Genomic DNA, 19,070 nt, shown 5'->3' on the forward strand with positions numbered 1-19,070 from the left:
GAGTTCCGAATGACGCTCGCAAATGTTCACGCGCCCGAGGGGCGGCTGCAACGTCTCGCACGCTGGATCGGCGAATGGGGAAGATTTGCCCAGCTGTCGTTCATACCTAAAAACGAGATTGCCGCCGCACTCTACGATAATGTTTACGGCACTTCCAATGTACTTAGCGAGAAGTTACTTTATCTGAACTTAGGGTTCTGGCGAGACAACCCTTCCACCATCGACGAAGCAAGCGCGGCTTTGGCCCGCTTGCTGGCAGTGGAGGCCGGTTTCTGTTCCGAGGATGTTGTTATTGACGTTGGCTGCGGCTACGGTGATCCTGATTTCCTGTGGCATGAGGAGTTCGGACTGAATCAGATTATTGGCGTAAACGTTGCAGAGGGACAAATTCAGGTTGCCAACGCGCGCGCAGCGCAGTTTGGCGCAGCAGACCGCATCCGCTATCTCCGGGGTTCAGCATGCGAGTTGCCGATTCAAAACGATTCAGCCACAAAAGTTGTCGCACTGGAGTCAGCATTTCACTTCCCATCGCGAGCCAAGTTTTTCTCCGAAGCGTATCGAGTGTTGCGCCCCGGAGGGCGATTAGCTATCGCAGACATCGTGCCGCTTCCCGACGAGGATATTCGGCCGACAATCAGACGGATTCGCCCCTGGGGGGCTTACGCACGTGGCCTGTATACGATCGACAGCGAGTTACAAATCGACGTGACGAGTTATCCCGATGCACTTACCCGGTCCGGCTTTATTTCACCAAAAGTATTTTCGATTCGTAGCGACGTTTATTCACCCGTGGCAAATTATCTGCGGACCGGGTTTGCAAAGCCCGAAATGAAACGCATCAATCCTGCCGGTCGACTGTTCTTTGGACCGCTTGGTATCGCTACATGGGGCCCCTGGATGGACTACGTGATCGCGATAGCCAATAAACCAACGAACTGCTAACAACCTCTCCTAAGCCTAGCCATGTTAGGGCATGAGTTCGTTTCTGGTGCACTGGTTTAGGCCCGGAAGCTAATCCGCATGCATTTGACAACAAGTGCTGCCTTTCCTGTTTTAAGAAATCATTGATCAGCGGCACTGGCTTGTAGAGTGATCGCGATCTTGGCGTTCTCTAGTGCGTACCGTCGACACTCTGGGCAACGACGGCATCGTCATTCCACTCAACGAGGTGCCGCACTTGATGCGAAGGGCTCGCGGCGTTGCACCCAAGCGGTGTACCACGATCCCGACGGTCCGCCACCAGATCTACTGGCACCTTGCTACGCGGTCTGTAGATAAAGCCGCCGAACTAACTGTGATGCATCGATTTGACCTACTTGCCAATGGCCCGCACCCGCCGGAGGACCCCACTAATTGGGCCACCATGCGAGGAAGACATTGGTGGGCGCGGACGGGATCGAACCGCCGACCGCTGGTGTGTAAAACCAGAGCTCTACCACTGAGCTACGCGCCCGTGCCCGCCGCAGGCTACACGCCTCGGAGACCAACACCCAAAACGTCCAGGCCGCTCAAGCCGCCAACGCCACCAGGACGTCGGTCCACAACCGCTGGCCGCGGGCCTCACCTGGCTGATTCAGCTCAGCGAACCGAATCACCCCGGACCGATCAACGACGAATGTTCCGCGGTTGGGGTAGCCGGCTTCATCGTTGAAGACGCCGTAATCCTGACTGACCGCGCCATGCGGCCAGAAGTCCGACAACACCGGAAACGTGAAACCGCTGTGCGTAGCCCAAATCTTGTGGGTTGGCGGCGGTCCCACCGAGACAGCCAGCACCGCGCTGGCATCGTTCTCGAAATCCGGCAAGTGATCGCGCAGATGGTCCAACTCACCCTGACAAATTCCAGTGAATGCCAGCGGGAAGAAGACCAGCAACACGTTCTTGATCCCGCGGTAGCCACCTAACGTGACGGGCTGATGATTCTGGTCGCGCAGGGTGAAGTCAGGGGCAGCGGCGCCGACGTCCAGCATCAGCGCCTTGGAGCCCGCGACTTGGGCTGAACCAGTTGGCTGGCACTCCAGTTTCCAAGGTTGACCGACGAGGTCGGCATCAGACCAGCGGTAGGCGCCGACTCGGCAATCTCAGCGGGTAGCACGTGCCCGGGCCTGCCGGTTTTAGGCGTCAGCACCCAGATGACACCGTCTTCGGCAAGCGGGCTGATCGCGTCCATCAAGGTGTCCACCAAGTCCCCGTCGCCGTCTCGCCACCACAGCAGAATGACGTCGACAACCTCATCGGTGTCTTCGTCGAGCAACTCGCTACCACAGGCATCCTCAACCGCCGCACGGATGTCTTCGTCGCTGTCTTCGTCCCAACCCCACTCTTGGACAACTTGGTCTCGTTCGATGCCCAGTTTGCGCGCGTAGCTCGGGGCGTGATCCGCCGCGACCACCGTGGAACCTCCTTCAACCATCAGCACGTGCGATCGGCATTATCGTCGCACAACTAGAACGCATTATGGTCGCACAACGAAAACCCGGCCACAGGGCCGCCACCTCAGAAGGACGCGAGGCACAGTTTCAGCGCCTTTGTCTTGGTGTCGTTCAGCTGATCGACCCTCTTATTGAACTCCGATGTCGCCGAGTGCGTACCAATGGCCTTCGCCACGGCGCGTGCCGCATTGATGTAGTCGTTGAGCGCGTCGCGCAACTGCGACGAAAGCGTGTCACTGAGACTGCCGGCGACTCTAGAGGCGCTGTTGTTGAGCGCGTCGATCGCCGGCGCCTCAGTCGGGCTGGTGCTGCGTCCCTGATTAAACGCGCTGACAAAGTCGTTCACCTTGTCGATTGCGTTGGTGCTGGATTCGGCAAGGGAGTCACAGGAGCTGTGAACCGCCCGCGCAGTCAGCGAGTGTTGCCGCTGAGACTCCCGGACGCGAGACGTCGCCGACGAAGCCGAAACCGATACCGACACTGACGATCGGTAAGCCGGGGCAACTTTGGTGTCCGGTGTGGCCGTACCGTCAGTGACCGTGGTGCACGCCACGAGGTTGACCAATCCCATCAGCACAACGGCTACACAGCCGAGCGTCAGAGCACCTCGCCTGGGCAAACCCGTCACGTACCTACGCAAGACGGCAGGCCATCCTATGAGCACAGCAACTGACGTTACCGGGTCGCGTTTTCCACCACCGCCGACGCACTAAGTTCGGGCCGGCAAGCGGTCTGGTAGAGAACCGGCCGCAGCAATCGGCCTCGGCTGTCCGGGCGGTACACCTGTGCGGCACGATAGAGGCACGGCCCCGCATGCCGCAAACACGAGTCCCGCCAACTACAGGAGCGGAAGTTGACCACCGAGTCCGTGCGCCACGATCCGGCGAAAGCCCCAAGCAGCGCAAGCGAAACCGACCGCGTTCGGGTGATCCGCGAGGGCGTCGCTTCCTACTTGCCTGACATCGATCCTGAAGAGACATCGGAGTGGCTGGAGTCCTTCGACGAAATGTTGAAGCGAACGGGCCCGTCGCGGGCTCGTTACCTGATGTTGCGGCTGCTGGAACGCGCCAGCGAACAACGGGTGGCGATTCCCTCGCTGACGTCCACCGACTACGTCAATACCATCCCAACCGAGTTGGAACCGTGGTTCCCCGGCGATGAGGACGTCGAACGTCGCTACCGCGCGTGGATCAGATGGAACGCAGCCATCATGGTGCACCGCGCACAAAGACCAGGCGTGGGCGTCGGTGGCCACATTTCTACCTACGCCTCGTCGGCGGCGCTCTATGAAGTCGGATTTAATCACTTCTTCCGCGGCAAATCGCATCAGGGCGGCGGTGATCAGGTGTTCATCCAGGGCCATGCCTCCCCCGGCATCTACGCGCGCGCTTTCCTCGAAGGCCGGCTCGGCGCGGATCGCCTCGACGGCTTCCGTCAGGAACACAGCCACCCGGGTGGCGGGTTGCCGTCGTACCCGCACCCGAGGCTGATGCCCGACTTCTGGGAATTTCCCACAGTGTCGATGGGTCTTGGCCCAATGAACGCCATCTACCAGGCCCGGTTCAACCACTATCTACATGATCGGGGCATTAAGGACACCTCCGACCAGCATGTCTGGTGCTTCCTGGGCGACGGCGAGATGGACGAGCCGGAAAGCCGCGGGTTGCTGCATATCGGGGCACTGGAGGGTCTGGACAATCTTACGTTCGTGATCAACTGCAACTTGCAGCGCCTCGACGGTCCAGTGCGCGGCAACGGCAAGATCATCCAGGAGCTGGAGTCCTTCTTCCGTGGAGCCGGCTGGAACGTAATCAAGGTGATCTGGGGACGCGAGTGGGACGCGCTGCTGCATGCCGACCGGGACGGCGCTTTGGTCAACCTGATGAACGCTACCCCTGACGGGGACTATCAGACCTACAAGGCCAACGACGGCGGCTATGTCCGCGACCATTTCTTCGGTCGCGACCCGCGCACCAAGGCGCTGGTGGAGAACCTGTCCGACCAGGAGATCTGGAACCTCAAGCGTGGCGGTCATGACTACCGCAAGGTCTACGCCGCCTACCGCGCCGCCATGGATCATAAGGGACAGCCAACGGTGATCCTGGCCAAGACCATCAAAGGCTATACACTCGGTAAGCATTTCGAAGGCCGCAACGCGACGCACCAAATGAAAAAGCTTGCGCTGCAAGACCTTAAGGATTTTCGTGATTCTCAGCGGATCCCGGTTTCGGACGCGGCGCTCGAAGCGGACCCGTACCTGCCGCCTTACTACCACCCGGGTCCGGACGCACCAGAGATCCGCTACCTTCTTGACCGGCGCCGCAAGCTCGGGGGTGTGGTCCCGGAACGCCGAACTACCTGCAAAGCACTGAAGCTTCCTGCCCGAAACACCTACGCCGCACTCAAGAAGGGCTCCGGACGCCAGGAGGTCGCCACCACCATGGCGATGGTGCGGACATTCAAGGAGATATTGCGCGACAAGGAAATTGGGGATCGGATAGTGCCAATCATCCCCGACGAGGCGCGTACCTTCGGGATGGACTCGTGGTTTCCATCATTGAAGATCTACAACCGCAACGGCCAGCTGTACACCGCCGTAGACGCGGAGTTGATGCTGGCCTACAAGGAGAGCCAGGTCGGGCAGATCCTGCACGAAGGCATCAACGAAGCCGGATCGGTGGCTAGCTTCACCGCTGCCGGCACCTCGTACGCATCCCACGACGAGCCGATCATCCCGATATACATCTTCTATTCGATGTTCGGATTCCAGCGCACCGGCGACAGCTTCTGGGCTGCCGCCGACCAGATGGCACGCGGCTTCGTGCTCGGCGCCACCGCCGGCCGCACCACCTTAACCGGCGAAGGGCTGCAGCACGCCGACGGTCACTCGTTGCTCTTGGCCAGCACCAATCCGGCCGTCGTCGCATACGACCCGGCTTTCGCGTACGAGATCGCCTATATCGTCGAAAGCGGGCTGGCGCGGATGTTCGGCGAGAACCCGGAAAACGTCTTCTTCTACATCACCATCTACAACGAGCCGTACGTCCAGCCACCCGAACCGGAGAACTTCGACCCCGAGGGCGTGCTACGCGGCATCTATCGCTACCGCGCAGCCGAGCCCGGAGACTTCCACAAGGCGCAGATCCTGGCCTCCGGGGTATCGATGCCGGCGGCGTTGAAAGCCGCGGACATGCTGGCCGCCAACTGGGGTGTGGCCGCCGACGTGTGGTCGGTGACCAGTTGGGGCGAACTTAATCGCGACGGCGTTTCCATCGAGACAGACAGGCTGCGCCACCCCGATCGACCCGCGGCTGTGCCCTACGTGACCCAAGCGCTCACCGGCTGCGGCGGGCCGGTAGTAGCCGTCTCAGACTGGATGCGCGCCGTCCCCGAGCAGATCCGGCCATGGGTGCCAGGCACCTACCTCACACTGGGCACCGACGGGTTCGGCTTTTCCGACACCCGGCCGGCCGCCCGTCGCTATTTCAACACCGACGCCGAATCGCAGGTGGTCGCGGTGCTGGAAGCGCTGGCCCGCGACGGTGTCATCGACCCATCGGTGCCCGCCGCGGCGGCCCGTCAGTACCAGATCGACGACGTGACGGCCGCGCCCGAACAGGCACCGGACCCAGGTCCTGGCGCGTAGCGCGGCGACGGTCCAAAGCCATCACCCGGCTGCTGCGGCAGCTAGCGTCGGGTTAATCATAATAGATCTCTAAGACATACGCATCATTTTGGCGGGAACTTCCAGAATTTTGGCGTACGTTTTAGGCGTGAGCGACAATCAGTTTGCATCGGCAGCTTTTACCCGAGCAACTCCGAGATCACCGCTTGAGATGGTGGGCACGGTTTCGGACTCGCTGCTGCGGCGATTGAAGCACTACTCGGGCCGGCTGGCCACCGAAGCCGTGTCGGCCATGCAGGAGCGGTTGCCGTTCTTCGCCGAACTAGAAGCATCCCAGCGCGCCAGCGTGGCGCTGGTGGTGCAGACAGCTGTGGTGAACTTCGTCGAGTGGATGCAAGATCCGCACAGTGACGTGAGCTACACGGCGAAAGCGTTCGAACTCGTGCCCCAGGACCTGACGCGCCGCATTGCGCTGCGCCACACGGTGGACATGGTGCGGGTCACCATGGAGTACTTCGAAGAAGTCGTGCCGCTGTTGGCCCGCTCTGAAGATCAGTTGACCGCACTTACCGTGGGTATCTTGAAATACAGCCGCGACCTGGCTTTCACCGCAGCCACGGCATACGCCGACGCGGCCGAGGCACGAGGCAACTGGGACAGCCGGATGGAGGCCAGCGTGGTCGACGCGGTTGTACGCGGCGACACCGGCCCCGAGCTACTATCCCGAGCGGCCGCGCTGAACTGGGACACGACCGCACCCGCGACGGTTGTCGTCGGAACTCCCGCACCCGGCCGCGACAGTACAAACGGCGACAGCGACAGCGCACGGGCCAGCCAGGACGTCCGCGAGATCGCGGTTCGACATGGCCGTGCAGCGCTCACCGACGTGCACGGAACATGGCTGGTCGCGATCGTGTCTGGACAGCTGTCGCCGACTGATAGGTTCCTGAACGACCTGCTGGCCGCCTTCTCGGAAAACGCGGTGGTGGTTGGGCCAACGGCACCGATGCTGACAGCGGCTCACCACAGTGCCAGCGAGGCTATTTCAGGAATGAACGCGGTCGCTGGCTGGCGCGGAGCCCCACGCCCCGTGCTGGCCAGAGAGCTACTGCCCGAACGTGCCTTGATGGGGGATCCGTCGGCGATCGTGGCTCTGCACTCCGACGTGATGCGGCCTCTGTCCGATGCCGGACCCACGCTCATCGAGACACTGGACGCATACCTCGATTGCGGCGGGGCAATAGAGGCCTGTGCCCGCAAGTTGTTCGTTCATCCAAACACCGTGCGGTACCGCCTTAGGCGCATTACCGACTTCACCGGCCGCGACCCCACCCAGCCGCGCGATGCGTACGTCCTCAGAGTCGCCGCGACAGTTGGACAACTTAACTATCCCACGCACCATGCCGGAATCGGCAGCAGCGCCATGTCCCAGCTTCCCGCGCCTGGCCAAAGCGGCCCTGCAGGTAGGGTGGGGCCACCATCTGACCAATAGTGATCCAGACGACAGATCGCAACACGATATCAAACACGTAGCTTACAAGCCCCTTTTGTAGAAGGTATACAAAAACCTAAGACGAGGTTCATAATCTCTTACACCCCGCAAAACGGCCTTCACAGTGTTCTCTTAGACACGTGATTGCATTGCTCGCGCCCGGACAGGGTTCTCAGACCGAGGGAATGTTGTCGCCGTGGCTGGAACTTCCCGGTACAGCGGATCAGATCGCATCTTGGTCAAAAGCCAGCAACCTGGATTTAGCGCGGCTCGGCACGACCGCGTCGACGACGGAGATCACCGACACCGCGGTAGCCCAACCGCTGATCGTCGCCGCCACGCTGCTGGCCCACCACGAGTTGACCAAACGCGGCCTGCTCACCGAGACAGAACTCACTGTCGCGGGACACTCCGTCGGCGAAATCGCGGCCTATGCGATCGCCGGTGTCATCACAGCCGACGACGCGGTGGCGCTGGCCGCCACCCGCGGCGCTGAGATGGCCAAGGCCTGCGCCGCCGAGCCGACCGGCATGTCCGCGGTACTCGGCGGCGACGAAGTCGATGTACTCAGCCGCCTTGAACAGCTCGACTTGGTACCCGCAAACCGTAATGCAGCGGGCCAGATCGTCGCTGCCGGGCAACTGACCGCTTTGGAAAAGCTCGCCGAAGACCCGCCGGCCAAGGCCCGGGTGCGCGCCCTGGGGGTTGCCGGCGCGTTCCACACCGCGTTCATGGCCCCGGCGCTCGACGGCTTCGCCGCCGCTGCAGCCGGTATCACAACCAACGAACCCACCTGCACACTGCTGTCCAACCGCGACGGGAAGCCGGTGACATCGGCGGCAGCCGCGATGGACGCTCTGATCTCGCAGCTCACCCAGCCTGTGCGCTGGGACCTGTGCACTACGACGTTGCGCGAGCGCAATGTCACGGCGATCGTGGAGTTTCCCCCCGCAGGCACTCTTACCGGCATCGCCAAACGCGAACTTCGAGGGGTTCCGACTCGCGCCGTCAAGTCACCCACGGATCTGGACGAGTTGGCGAGCTTGTAACTGCCGGCCTGGCCATTCGCGGAGCCAGAACAACCACATATCGCCGCAACAAACACATCTGTTCGATTAACACACAACACATTACGAAGGGAAGCAGGCTGTGGCCGTAACTCAGGAAGAAATCATCGCTGGAATCGCCGAGATTATCGAAGAGGTAACCGGTATCGAGCCCTCGGAGGTCACGCCAGAGAAGTCGTTCGTCGACGACCTGGACATCGATTCGCTGTCGATGGTCGAGATCGCAGTGCAGACCGAGGACAAGTACGGCGTCAAGATCCCCGATGAGGATCTCGCGGGTCTGCGTACCGTCGGCGACGTCGTGGCTTACATCCAGAAGCTTGAAGAAGAGAACCCCGAGGCTGCTCAGGCACTGCGCGCAAAGATGGCTGCCGACGGCGCCGGCGCGGAGACCCCGTGACCAAGCCTTCCACTGCTAATGGCGGTTACCCCAATGTTGTGGTGACCGCCGTCACAGCGACAACGTCAATCGCGGCGGACATCGAGAGCACGTGGAAGGGTTTGTTGGCCGGCGAGAGCGGCATCCGCGTCCTCGAAGACGAGTTCGTCGAAAAGTTTGACCTGGCCGTCAGGATCGGCGGGCACCTCAAGGAGTCAGTCGACGACCACATGGGCCGGTTGGACATGCGACGCATGTCATACGTCCAACGGTTGAGCAAACTGCTGGGCGGACAGCTGTGGGAATCGACCGGCAGCCCGGAGGTCGATCCAGACCGATTCACCGTCGTCGTCGGCACCGGCTTGGGAGGCGCGGAAAGGATCGTTGAAAACTACGAACTGATGAACGAGGGCGGGCCACGCAAAGTGTCCCCCCTCGCGGTTCAGATGATCATGCCCAACGGTGCCGCGGCGACCATCGGTCTACAACTCGGTGCCCGCGCCGGGGTGATCACCCCGGTGTCAGCGTGTTCCTCAGGCTCAGAGGCCATCGCCCACGCGTGGCGGCAAATCGTCATGGGCGACGCCGACATTGCCGTCTGCGGCGGCGTCGAAGGCCCGATCGAGGCGCTGCCCATTGCGGCGTTCTCCATGATGCGGGCCATGTCGACCAAAAACGACGACCCCGAAGGAGCATCGCGCCCGTTCGACAAGGATCGCGATGGTTTCGTGTTCGGTGAAGCCGGGGCTTTGATGGTCATCGAGACAGAGGAGCACGCTAAGGCCCGTGGCGCCAAGCCGCTGGCCCGGCTGATGGGGGCGGGCATCACCTCAGATGCCTTCCACATGGTGGCACCGGCTGCTGACGGCGTTCGTGCGGGTAGGGCGATGACCCGGTCGCTCGAGCTGGCCGGCTTGTCTTCCAAGGACATCGACCACGTCAACGCGCACGGAACAGCCACGCCAATCGGTGATGCCGCCGAGGCCAACGCCATTCGAGTGGCTGGTTGCCAGCAAGCCGCGGTCTATGCGCCCAAGTCGGCGCTGGGCCATTCCATCGGTGCCGTGGGCGCGCTGGAATCGGTGCTCACAGTGCTCACGCTGCGAGACGGTGTCATTCCCCCCACGCTGAACTACGTGACACCTGATCCCGAGATCGATCTCGACGTGGTCGCCGGCGAGCCCCGCTACGGCGACTACAAGTACGCGATAAACAACTCATTCGGATTCGGCGGGCATAATGTCGCGCTCGCCTTCGGGCGGTACTGAGCACGGAAGGAACGTTCGCAAATCCCATGACGACATCGCCGCAGCTGGTCACGGGGAAGAGCTTCCCCCATGTGGTTGTCACCGGCATCGCCATGACGACCGCACTGGCTACTGACGTTGAAACCACGTGGAAGTTGCTGCTCGACGGTCAAAGCGGAATCCGCACGCTCGATGACCCATTTGTGGAGGAGTTCGACCTGCCGGTTCGCATCGGCGGGCACCTGTTAGAGGAATTCGACAGTCCGCTGACGCGGGTCGAGCTCCGCCGAATGAGCTATCTGCAGAAGATGTCCACCGTGCTGGGACGCCGGGTGTGGGAAAACGCCGGAACACCGGAAGTCGACACCAACCGTTTGATGGTATCGATCGGCACGGGACTGGGGTCGGCCGAAGAACTCGTCTTCGGGTACGACGATATGCGCGTGAGCGGGATGCAGGCGATCTCCCCGTTGACCGTGCAGAAATACATGCCCAACGGTGCGGCCGCCGCGGTGGGCTTGGAAAGGCACGCCAAGGCCGGTGTGTTGACGCCGATATCGGCGTGCGCATCTGGCTCCGAGGGCATCGCCCATGCCTGGCAACAGATTGTGCTCGGAGAGGCCGACATCGCGATCTGCGGTGGCGTCGAGACAAAGATCGAAGCGGTGCCCATCGCGGGGTTCGCCAAGATGCGCATCGTGATGTCGACGAACAACGCCGACCCTGCCGGCGCGTGTCGCCCGTTTGACAAGGATCGCGACGGTTTCGTGTTCGGCGAGGCCGGCGCTTTGATGGTGATCGAGACTGAGGAGCACGCGAAAGCCCGTGGCGCCAATATCCTGGCCCGGCTGATGGGGGCGAGCATTACCTCAGACGGTTTCCATATGGTGGCACCGGACCCCAACGGCGAACGGGCCGGGCACGCGATGACACGGGCGATCCAGCTCGCCGACCTCACTCCTGACGATATCGGCCACGTCAATGCCCATGCCACCGGGACGCAGGTCGGCGACTTGGCCGAAGGGAAGGCCATCAACAACGCCATGGGCAGTCACAAACCGGCGGTATATGCGCCCAAGTCCGCGCTCGGGCACTCAGTGGGGGCGGTTGGCGCGGTGGAATCGATCTTGACCGTGCTCGCGTTGCGGGATCAGATCGTCCCGCCCACACTAAACTTGGTGAACCTCGACCCAGAAATCGACTTGGACGTGGTGGCAGGCGATCCGCGGCCCGGCGATTACGGGTACGCGATCAACAACTCATTCGGCTTCGGCGGGCACAACGTGGCACTCGCCTTTGGGCGGTACTGACCGAGCATCACCGGAACAGGAGACCTTCGATGACAATCATGGCCCCGGAGGCGATTGGCGAGTCGCTGGATCCACGCGATCCGCTGCTCCGGCTTTGCACCTTCTTCGACGACGGCAGCGTCGAGCTGCTGCACGAGCGCGACCGTTCTGGAGTGCTAGCAGCAACAGGCACTGTCAACGGTGTGCGCACCGTCGCGTTCTGCACTGACGGCACCGTGATGGGCGGCGCCATGGGCGTTGAAGGCTGCGCGCACATTGTCAACGCCTACGACACCGCCATCGAGGAACAGAGCCCGATAGTAGGCATCTGGCACTCGGGTGGTGCGCGGCTAGCCGAAGGCGTGCGGGCGCTGCACGCGGTGGGCCAGGTTTTTGAGGCGATGATCCGCGCGTCGGGCTACATTCCACAGATCTCTGTGGTCGTCGGCTTCGCCGCCGGAGGCGCGGCATATGGACCGGCACTGACCGATGTCATCGTGATGGCCCCGGAGAGCCGGGTATTCGTCACCGGACCCGATGTGGTCCGCAGTGTCACCGGCGAAGACGTGGACATGGCTTCGCTGGGCGGTCCGGAGACTCATCACAAGAAGTCCGGGGTGTGCCACATCGTCGCCGACGACGAACTCGACGCCTACGAGCGCGGTCGGCGTCTGGTCGGATTGTTCTGCCAGCAAGGACATTTCGACCGCGACAAGGCGGAAGCCGGCGATACCGACATCAAGGCACTGCTTCCCGAATCGCCGCGGCGAGCCTACGACGTACATCCGATCGTGACGGCGATCCTCGATGAAGACACCCCGTTCGCCGAATTCCAGTCCAAATGGGCACCGTCAATGGTGGTCGGGTTGGGCCGCTTGTCCGGCCGCACGGTCGGGGTCCTGGCCAACAACCCACTGCGACTGGGCGGTTGCTTGAACTCGGAGAGCGCCGAAAAAGCAGCACGCTTCGTGCGGCTTTGCGACGCATTCGGCATCCCGCTGGTGGTCGTTGTCGATGTGCCCGGCTATCTGCCGGGGGTCGACCAAGAGTGGGGCGGCGTGGTGCGCCGCGGCGCCAAACTGCTGCACGCATTCGGCGAATGCACCGTTCCGCGTGTCACCTTGGTCACCCGAAAGATCTACGGCGGCGCCTACATTGCGATGAACTCCCGTTCGTTGAACGCAACGAAGGTGTTCGCCTGGCCGGACGCCGAGGTTGCGGTGATGGGTGCAAAAGCGGCCGTCGGCATCCTGCATAAACGGAAGCTAGCCGCGGTGCCCGACCACGAGCGCGAGGCACTACATGACGAACTCGCCGAAGAGCACGAGCGTTTGGCCGGCGGCGTGGACAGCGCCATCGACATCGGCGTGGTTGACGAAAAGATCGACCCCGTCCACACCCGAAGCAAGCTCACCGAAGCACTCGCTCAGGCACCGGCACGACGCGGTCGGCATAAGAACATCCCGCTGTAACCGGAACCCCGGCGTTGGCTCATCGGCGCGCGGCCTAGGACCTGTGCGGCCCAAGAACCAAGTTTGTTGCGCTCGTTGACTTGCCTATTCGATCTCGTGGCTGGACAACGCACCGTGAACGATCATCCCGATTGTTGTCCGTGCGATAGGGCGGGCACCAGTGCGCCGCATCGGCTGAGTCACTGGCTGGCCGCTTTCGACCGGCGCTCGAACAGCTAACCGACGGCGGCAAGGAATTCTTCAGCCACACCCGCAACCCGCTGCCGGTCCTGCAGAACCAGACCGATCCGAGTCCGGCGATCCAGGATGTCGGCGACATCCAGTGCGCCCTCATGGGTCACTGCGTATTCGAACTCTGCCCGGGTCACGTCGATGCCGTCGGCGACAAGCTCGGTAGGCCGCTCGCAGGTGGCGATGGCGGCTACGGTGGCAGCCTCTCCCCCGTAGCGCGCTATGAGTGAATCCGGCAAACCTACTCCCGGCTCCTGCCGCGAAGGACAGGCTGGCCCGGGATTTAGTGGCGCCCCGACCAACGGCAGGTTGTGGGTGCGACATTGCGCGGCCTGCAGGTGCCGCAAGCTGACAGCGCGATTCAGGACGTCTTCTGCCATGTAGCGGTATTCGGTCAGCTTGCCGCCAACCACGCTGATAACACCGGTGGGCGACTCGACAACAGCGTGATCACGCGACACATCGGCGGTGCGGCCTGTGCCGGCGTCAACCAGCGGCCGTAGGCCCGCGTAGGCGCCGATGACATCCGAAGGCTCAAGCGCAATCCCCAATGCGGTGTTCACCGTGTCAAGCAGGAACGTGATTTCCGCCGAAGATGGCTCTGGCACATCGGGAATCGGACCGGGAGCGTCTTCATCGGTCAACCCCAGATACACCCGGCCCAGTTGTTCGGGCATGGCGAATACGAACCGGTTGAGCTCACCCGGAACCGGAACTGTGAGCGCTGCCGTCGGATTTGCGAACGCACTGGCGTCGAAGACCAGGTGGGTCCCTCGACTGGGCCGCAGTTTCAACTCCGGATCGATTTCACCGCCCCAAACCCCTGCCGCGTTGATGACGGCACGAGCCGACACATCGAACGACTGGCCCGTACGCTGGTCGGTCATCCGCACCGAAGTGCCAGTGACCTTGGACGCAGCGACGTAGGTGAGGATACGAGCGCCGTGTTGGGCCGCGGTGCGCGCTACCGCGGTCACCAGCCGGGCGTCGTCGATCAATTGCCCGTCGTAGTTGAGCAAACCGCCGTCGAGACCGTCACGGGCAACCGCCGGAACCATGTCCACCACGCGCTGCGCCGAAACGCGGCGCGATCGGGGCAGCGCCGAGGACGGCGTGCCCGCCAGCACTCGCAAAGCGTCGCCGGCCAGAAATCCCGTGCGCACCAAAGCACGCTTGGAACGACTCATCGACGGTAGCAGCGGAACTAGTTGCGGTATCGCCCGAACGAGATGTGGAGCGTTGCGGGTCATCAGAATTCCGCGTTCGATGGCGCTGCGCCGGGCAATGCCCACGTTGCCGGTCGCCAGATAGCGCAAGCCACCGTGTACCAGCTTCGAACTCCAGCGGCTCGTACCGAACGCCAGATCGTGCTTTTCCACCAGAGCTACCCGCAAGCCACGAGACGCGGCATCCAACGCGATACCCACACCGGTAATCCCGCCACCGATGACGATGACGTCAACAGGCTCGCCATCGGCGAGCGCAGTCAGGTCGGCGCCGCGGCGCGCGGCGTTGAGAGCGGTCGAGTTGGGCATCAGGACAGGTATCCGTTCAGTGAGTAGCTGAGCTGGGTGGCCAGTGCTTCTGCATCAAGGATTGGTTTGACGATGTCGGCGGATTGAATGGTCGACTGGGCGATCAGCAACACCATGGTCGCGAGTTGGCGAGGATCGCCGGACCGTACGTTGCCTGTTCGTTGCGCCACCCGTAGCCGGGCCGCCAACCCCTCAATCAGGAAATGCTGGCTGGCTCCGAGGCGCTCGGTGATGTAAACCCTGGCCAGATCCGAATGCAAGACCGATATGACTAGATCGTCGCGCCGCAACCGGTCGGCCACCGCGACAACCTGTCGTACCAACGCTTCCCGGTCGTCCCCGTCGAGCGGCACGTCACGCATCACTCCCAGGAGATGGTTCGTGAGCATCGCGGACATGATCGACCGTGTATCCGGCCAACGCCGATATACCGTCGGGCGGCTTACTCCCGCGCGTCGGGCAATCTCTGCCAGCGTCACCCGGTCAACGCCAAAATCAATCACACAGCTTGCGGCTGCCCGGAGTATGCGTTCCCCGGTATCCACTGGAGGATTACTGATTGACAGCATATGTAATACTGTAACGCATGACGCATATTGAGGATCTCCTTCCACCGATGAAATGGAACGCGTGGGGAGATCCCGCCGCGGCCACGCCACTTTCCGACGGAATTCAGTCTTTGCTGAAGCAGGCTATCGGTTTGCCGGACACAACTGAGGCCGAACGTGACCCCGAACAGGTACGCCTACGACCATGCGCATTGTCCAGGGAAGACCAGGACGAGCTGGCTAAAATCGTCGGCACCGAGTTCTTCCGCACTGCCGACCGCGATAGGTTGCTGCACGCTGGCGGCAAGTCCACTCCGGACATACTGAGGCGGAAGAACCCCGACGTGCAGGATGCGCCCGACGCCGTATTGCTGCCGGGTGGTCCCGGCGCCGAGGAGACCGTGGCCGCGGTCCTGCGCTATTGCTCCGATCATGGTATTGCCGTGGTCCCGTTCGGCGGTGGCTCCAGCGTGGTCGGCGGGCTGGAGCCCGTGCGAGGCACGTTTGGCGCTGTGGTGTCGTTGGATTTGCGACGCTTCGACCAGCTCCTCTGGATCAACCACGTATCCGGCGAGGCCGAGTTGGGGGCCGGCGTCACTGGCCCGGAGGCGGAGCGACTGCTGGGCGAACACGGCTTCTCGCTTGGTCACTTCCCGCAGAGCTTCGAGTTCGCCACTGTCGGTGGTTTCGCCGCCACCCGCTCCTCTGGCCAGGATTCGGCCGGATACGGTCGATTCAACGAGATGGTTGTCGGGCTGCGGGTAATCACACCGGTGGGCGCACTAGATCTTGGGCGGGCGCCCGCATCGGCCGCGGGCCCGGACTTACGTCAGCTATTTGTCGGCTCAGAAGGCGTCTTTGGTGTTATCACCCGGGTGCGACTACGCGTGCACCCGATACCGGAAACCGTGCGCTACGAAGCATGGTCGTTCCCCGATTTCGCGACCGGCACGGCAGCGTTGCGCGCGGTGACTCAAACAGGTACCGGCCCTACCGTCATCCGACTCTCTGATGAGGCCGAAACCGGAGTCAATCTTGCCACTACCGAGTCGATCGGGGAGCAACAGATCACCGGAGGATGTCTGGCGATCACCTTGTTCGAGGGCACCAAGGAACACGCCCAGAGCAGACACGCGGAGACTCGCGCACTGCTCGAAGCACACGGCGCGACCTCCCTGGGCGAACAGCCGGCGCGGGCCTGGGAACGCGGCAGATTTGCGGCGCCCTACTTGCGCGACTCCCTGTTGGCAGTAGGCGCGCTCTGCGAAACCATCGAGACAGCCACCTCGTGGTCCAATATCCCGGCGCTGAAAACCGCCGTCACCGAAGCACTCATGACATCGCTCGCCGAATCGGGCACACCGGCATTGGTGATGTGCCATGTGTCGCATGTCTATCCCACCGGCGCGTCGCTGTATTTCACCGTCGTCGCCGGTCAGCGGGGCAATTCCATAGATCAATGGCAGGCCGCCAAGAAGGCCGCATCGGACGCGATGATGTCTACCGATGCAACCATCACGCACCACCACGCAGTCGGTACCGACCACCGGCCGTGGATGCGCGACGAGGTTGGCGAACTGGGCGTGGAACTGCTCCGCGCGGTCAAGGCGACGCTCGATCCAGCCGGAATTCTCAACCCCGGCAAGCTGATTCCGTGACACAGAGCACCCCGGAAAACCCAGAACACCCCGAGACCCCCAAAGCCAAGCATCCGAACCGGCGCGAGATCGGCCGGGTGACCGCGCTGACCAATCCCGAATCGGGGCACGGTACCGCAGTGCGCGCCGCGCAGATTGCGATCACGCGGCTGCAACATCGAGGTGTCGAGGTCATCGAAATCGTGGGCAACAACGCCGAAGACGCGCGTCGCCTGGTTGGCGCCGCCGTCGATAAGGGCACCGACGCGATAGTGGCCATCGGTGGCGATGGCGTCGTCTCTATTGCCTTACAGGCGCTGGCGGGCGGCAGCATCCCACTCGGAATCATCCCGGCAGGCACTGGCAACGACCACGCCCGCGAGTACGGGCTGCCCACCAAGGACCCCGCATCCGCGGCGGACATCATCGCCGACGGCTGGACCGAAACCGTCGACCTGGGAAAGATTTACGATCGCAACGGAGTCGGAAAGTGGTTCGGCACCGTGGCGGCAACCGGATTCGATTCGCTGGTGAACGACCGCGCCAATCGTATGCGCTGGCCGCATGGGCGGATGCGCTATAACTTGGCCATCATTGCCGAGATATCGAAGTTGCGGCCGCTACCGTTTCGACTTGTGTTCGACGGGGACGAAGAAATTGTTGCCGATCTCACTCTCGTGGCCTTCGGCAACACCCGCAGCTACGGCGGCGGGATGCTGATCTGCCCTGACGCCGACCGCACTGACGGCCAGCTCGATATCACCATGGTGCATTCGACATCACGAACAAATCTGGTCCGGCTATTTCCTACGATTTTCCATGGCACGCACGTCCATCTCGATCAAGTGACCACGGCACGTGCCAGGTCTATAAGGGTGGAGTCCGCCGGTATCACCGCCTACGCTGACGGCGATTACGCGTGCGCGCTGCCCGCCGAAATCTCAGCAATCCCCAGCGCGCTGCAGATATTCTGCCCGGCCCAAAAATAGAATCGGCCTCTTCCCATTGCGCGTTTATGTAACGCTTGCTGCGCAGAATGCGACATCACTGCAAAGTCGCACGCGCAGAAGGGAAGGTGCCCGTGCCCCGCAAGACCGCACTGGTCGCCCTGGCGGCAGCCGCGCTAGCCGGTTCCCCGTGGTTTGCCCATACAGCTATGGCCAGCGAGATTCCCACCTGGAACGGCCAGTACGTGGTGACGTACTCCGCCAACGCAAAATCCGGCACCAGCGTGGCAGCCAGTCGAAACGAATTTGCCCAGCGAGCGAAATACACCTTTGCATCAAAATGCTCGGCGGGCATCTGCGTGGCTACTGTGACCGACGCTCCGCCGCCCAAGAATGAATACATTCCACGGCCAATTGAGTACACCTGGAATGGGTCTCAGTGGGTTCGTGAAACGAGCTGGAAATGGGACTGCTTGCTACCCGACGGGACGGTCGAATACAACCCAGCTGAATCCCTCGTGGTCTTTACACCGGGACCACATGGAATCCTTACCGGCGTCTTCCACACCGATATCTACAGCGGCGTGTGTAAGGGCAATGTCGACATGCCCGTGTCGGCCAAACCCGCATAACGCGGCTGGGCGCGAGTAGAGACTTAGCCGACACCCCGGTTCAGCCAGGTCACTTCGCCGTCCACGCCACCGTCGCGATATCCCTCAAGCGCCTCGTCCCACGCCGTTCCGAGCACCGAATCCAGTTCGGCAGCGAGGGTATCTGCGCCCTGCGACATCATCGCCCGCAGCCGCATCTCACCGACCATGACGTCGCCGTTTGCACTCATCGCCCCACTCCACAATCCCAATTGCGGGGTGTGGCTGAACCGATGGCCGTCGACACCGGGGCTGGGGTCCTCGGTGACTTCGAATCGCAGCACCGACCAGGCGCGCAGTGCGTTCGCCAAACGGGCGCCGGTACCCACCGGCCCAAGCCAGTTGGTGACCGCGCGCAACTGCCCTGGCATGGCTGACCGCGGAGTCCACACCAGGTTCGCCTTGGCCTGCAAGGTCGACGACAACGCCCACTCAACGTGTGGGCACACCGCCGCTGGGGAGGCGTGCACGTACACCACGCCACCTGTCACGTCGGCAAATTGATTCGACGCGCGCATC

General features: G+C 62.4%; 17 protein-coding genes and 1 tRNA gene. 11 read left to right on the forward strand and 7 right to left on the reverse strand.

Annotation, left to right across the window (positions count from 1 at the left end; translation table 11 throughout):
• Window positions 1–9 precede the first annotated feature (9 nt).
• On the forward strand, window positions 10–942 hold the full coding sequence (locus tag ACO07W_RS00670; protein ID WP_421840092.1) for a class I SAM-dependent methyltransferase: 933 nt from the start codon (window positions 10–12) through the stop codon (window positions 940–942).
• 436 nt (window positions 943–1,378) lie between these two features.
• Here ACO07W_RS00670 and ACO07W_RS00675 read toward each other — a convergent pair.
• From ACO07W_RS00675 to ACO07W_RS00690, 4 genes are all read right to left on the reverse strand, one after another.
• Window positions 1,379–1,453, reverse strand: a tRNA-Val gene (locus ACO07W_RS00675).
• A gap of 55 nt (window positions 1,454–1,508) precedes the next feature.
• Entirely contained in the window at window positions 1,509–1,970 is a 462-nt protein-coding gene (locus tag ACO07W_RS00680; protein WP_421840093.1) for a peroxiredoxin, read from the reverse strand.
• Window positions 1,970–2,392 carry a DUF3052 domain-containing protein gene (locus tag ACO07W_RS00685; protein ID WP_421840094.1) on the reverse strand — a complete coding sequence of 141 codons (423 nt, stop codon included), beginning with the start codon at window positions 2,390–2,392 and terminating at the stop codon, window positions 1,970–1,972. The genes ACO07W_RS00680 and ACO07W_RS00685 overlap by 1 nt, the downstream gene beginning before the upstream one ends.
• 104 nt (window positions 2,393–2,496) lie before the next feature.
• The gene (locus ACO07W_RS00690) at window positions 2,497–3,096 is read right to left on the reverse strand and encodes a hypothetical protein (protein WP_421840095.1); all 600 of its coding nucleotides are present in this window, start codon (window positions 3,094–3,096) and stop codon (window positions 2,497–2,499) included.
• Between the two features lie 189 nt (window positions 3,097–3,285).
• Here ACO07W_RS00690 and aceE point away from each other — a divergent pair, with 189 nt between their 5' ends.
• From aceE to ACO07W_RS00725, 7 genes are all read left to right on the forward strand, one after another.
• Entirely contained in the window at window positions 3,286–6,078 is a 2,793-nt protein-coding gene (gene aceE, locus ACO07W_RS00695) for a pyruvate dehydrogenase (acetyl-transferring), homodimeric type (protein WP_421840096.1), read from the forward strand.
• 127 nt (window positions 6,079–6,205) lie between these two features.
• Window positions 6,206–7,549: a PucR family transcriptional regulator gene (locus ACO07W_RS00700; RefSeq protein WP_421840097.1), complete on the forward strand. Its 1,344-nt coding sequence runs from the start codon at window positions 6,206–6,208 to the stop codon at window positions 7,547–7,549.
• 140 nt (window positions 7,550–7,689) lie between these two features.
• Entirely contained in the window at window positions 7,690–8,598 is a 909-nt protein-coding gene (locus ACO07W_RS00705; RefSeq protein WP_421840098.1) for an ACP S-malonyltransferase, read from the forward strand.
• 100 nt (window positions 8,599–8,698) lie between these two features.
• Complete coding sequence (gene acpM, locus ACO07W_RS00710; RefSeq protein ID WP_421840099.1) at window positions 8,699–9,016, forward strand: meromycolate extension acyl carrier protein AcpM; 318 nt, start codon at window positions 8,699–8,701, stop codon at window positions 9,014–9,016.
• Window positions 9,013–10,263 (forward strand): 3-oxoacyl-ACP synthase KasA, encoded by a 1,251-nt coding sequence (gene kasA / locus ACO07W_RS00715; RefSeq protein ID WP_421840100.1) that lies wholly within the window; start codon window positions 9,013–9,015, stop codon window positions 10,261–10,263. Before acpM ends, kasA begins: the two co-directional genes overlap by 4 nt.
• A gap of 26 nt (window positions 10,264–10,289) precedes the next feature.
• Window positions 10,290–11,552: a 3-oxoacyl-ACP synthase KasB gene (gene kasB, locus ACO07W_RS00720; RefSeq protein WP_421840101.1), complete on the forward strand. Its 1,263-nt coding sequence runs from the start codon at window positions 10,290–10,292 to the stop codon at window positions 11,550–11,552.
• A gap of 29 nt (window positions 11,553–11,581) precedes the next feature.
• Window positions 11,582–13,003 (forward strand): acyl-CoA carboxylase subunit beta, encoded by a 1,422-nt coding sequence (locus tag ACO07W_RS00725; RefSeq protein WP_421840102.1) that lies wholly within the window; start codon window positions 11,582–11,584, stop codon window positions 13,001–13,003.
• 215 nt (window positions 13,004–13,218) lie between these two features.
• Here ACO07W_RS00725 and ACO07W_RS00730 read toward each other — a convergent pair whose 3' ends face one another.
• Window positions 13,219–14,769: a glycerol-3-phosphate dehydrogenase/oxidase gene (locus tag ACO07W_RS00730; RefSeq protein ID WP_421840103.1), complete on the reverse strand. Its 1,551-nt coding sequence runs from the start codon at window positions 14,767–14,769 to the stop codon at window positions 13,219–13,221.
• Entirely contained in the window at window positions 14,769–15,338 is a 570-nt protein-coding gene (locus ACO07W_RS00735) for a TetR/AcrR family transcriptional regulator (RefSeq protein ID WP_421840104.1), read from the reverse strand. Before ACO07W_RS00735 ends, ACO07W_RS00730 begins: the two co-directional genes overlap by 1 nt.
• Before the next feature lie 47 nt (window positions 15,339–15,385).
• Here ACO07W_RS00735 and ACO07W_RS00740 point away from each other — a divergent pair, with 47 nt between their 5' ends.
• The 3 genes from ACO07W_RS00740 to ACO07W_RS00750 all read left to right on the forward strand — a co-directional run bounded on the left by ACO07W_RS00740 (window position 15,386) and on the right by ACO07W_RS00750 (window position 18,533).
• Window positions 15,386–16,975, forward strand: a complete 1,590-nt coding sequence (locus ACO07W_RS00740; RefSeq protein WP_421845736.1) for an FAD-binding oxidoreductase — start codon at window positions 15,386–15,388, stop codon at window positions 16,973–16,975.
• Between the two features lie 68 nt (window positions 16,976–17,043).
• Window positions 17,044–17,943, forward strand: a complete 900-nt coding sequence (locus ACO07W_RS00745; protein WP_421845737.1) for a diacylglycerol kinase — start codon at window positions 17,044–17,046, stop codon at window positions 17,941–17,943.
• Between the two features lie 92 nt (window positions 17,944–18,035).
• On the forward strand, window positions 18,036–18,533 hold the full coding sequence (locus ACO07W_RS00750; RefSeq protein WP_421840105.1) for a hypothetical protein: 498 nt from the start codon (window positions 18,036–18,038) through the stop codon (window positions 18,531–18,533).
• Between the two features lie 23 nt (window positions 18,534–18,556).
• Here ACO07W_RS00750 and ACO07W_RS00755 read toward each other — a convergent pair whose 3' ends face one another.
• Entirely contained in the window at window positions 18,557–19,069 is a 513-nt protein-coding gene (locus ACO07W_RS00755) for a DUF3145 domain-containing protein (RefSeq protein ID WP_421840106.1), read from the reverse strand.
• Window position 19,070: the final 1 nt, after the last annotated feature.

Origin of the sequence: Mycobacterium sp. (assembly GCF_965230835.1) — a bacterium.
Taxonomy (GTDB): Bacteria; Actinomycetota; Actinomycetes; order Mycobacteriales; family Mycobacteriaceae; genus Mycobacterium.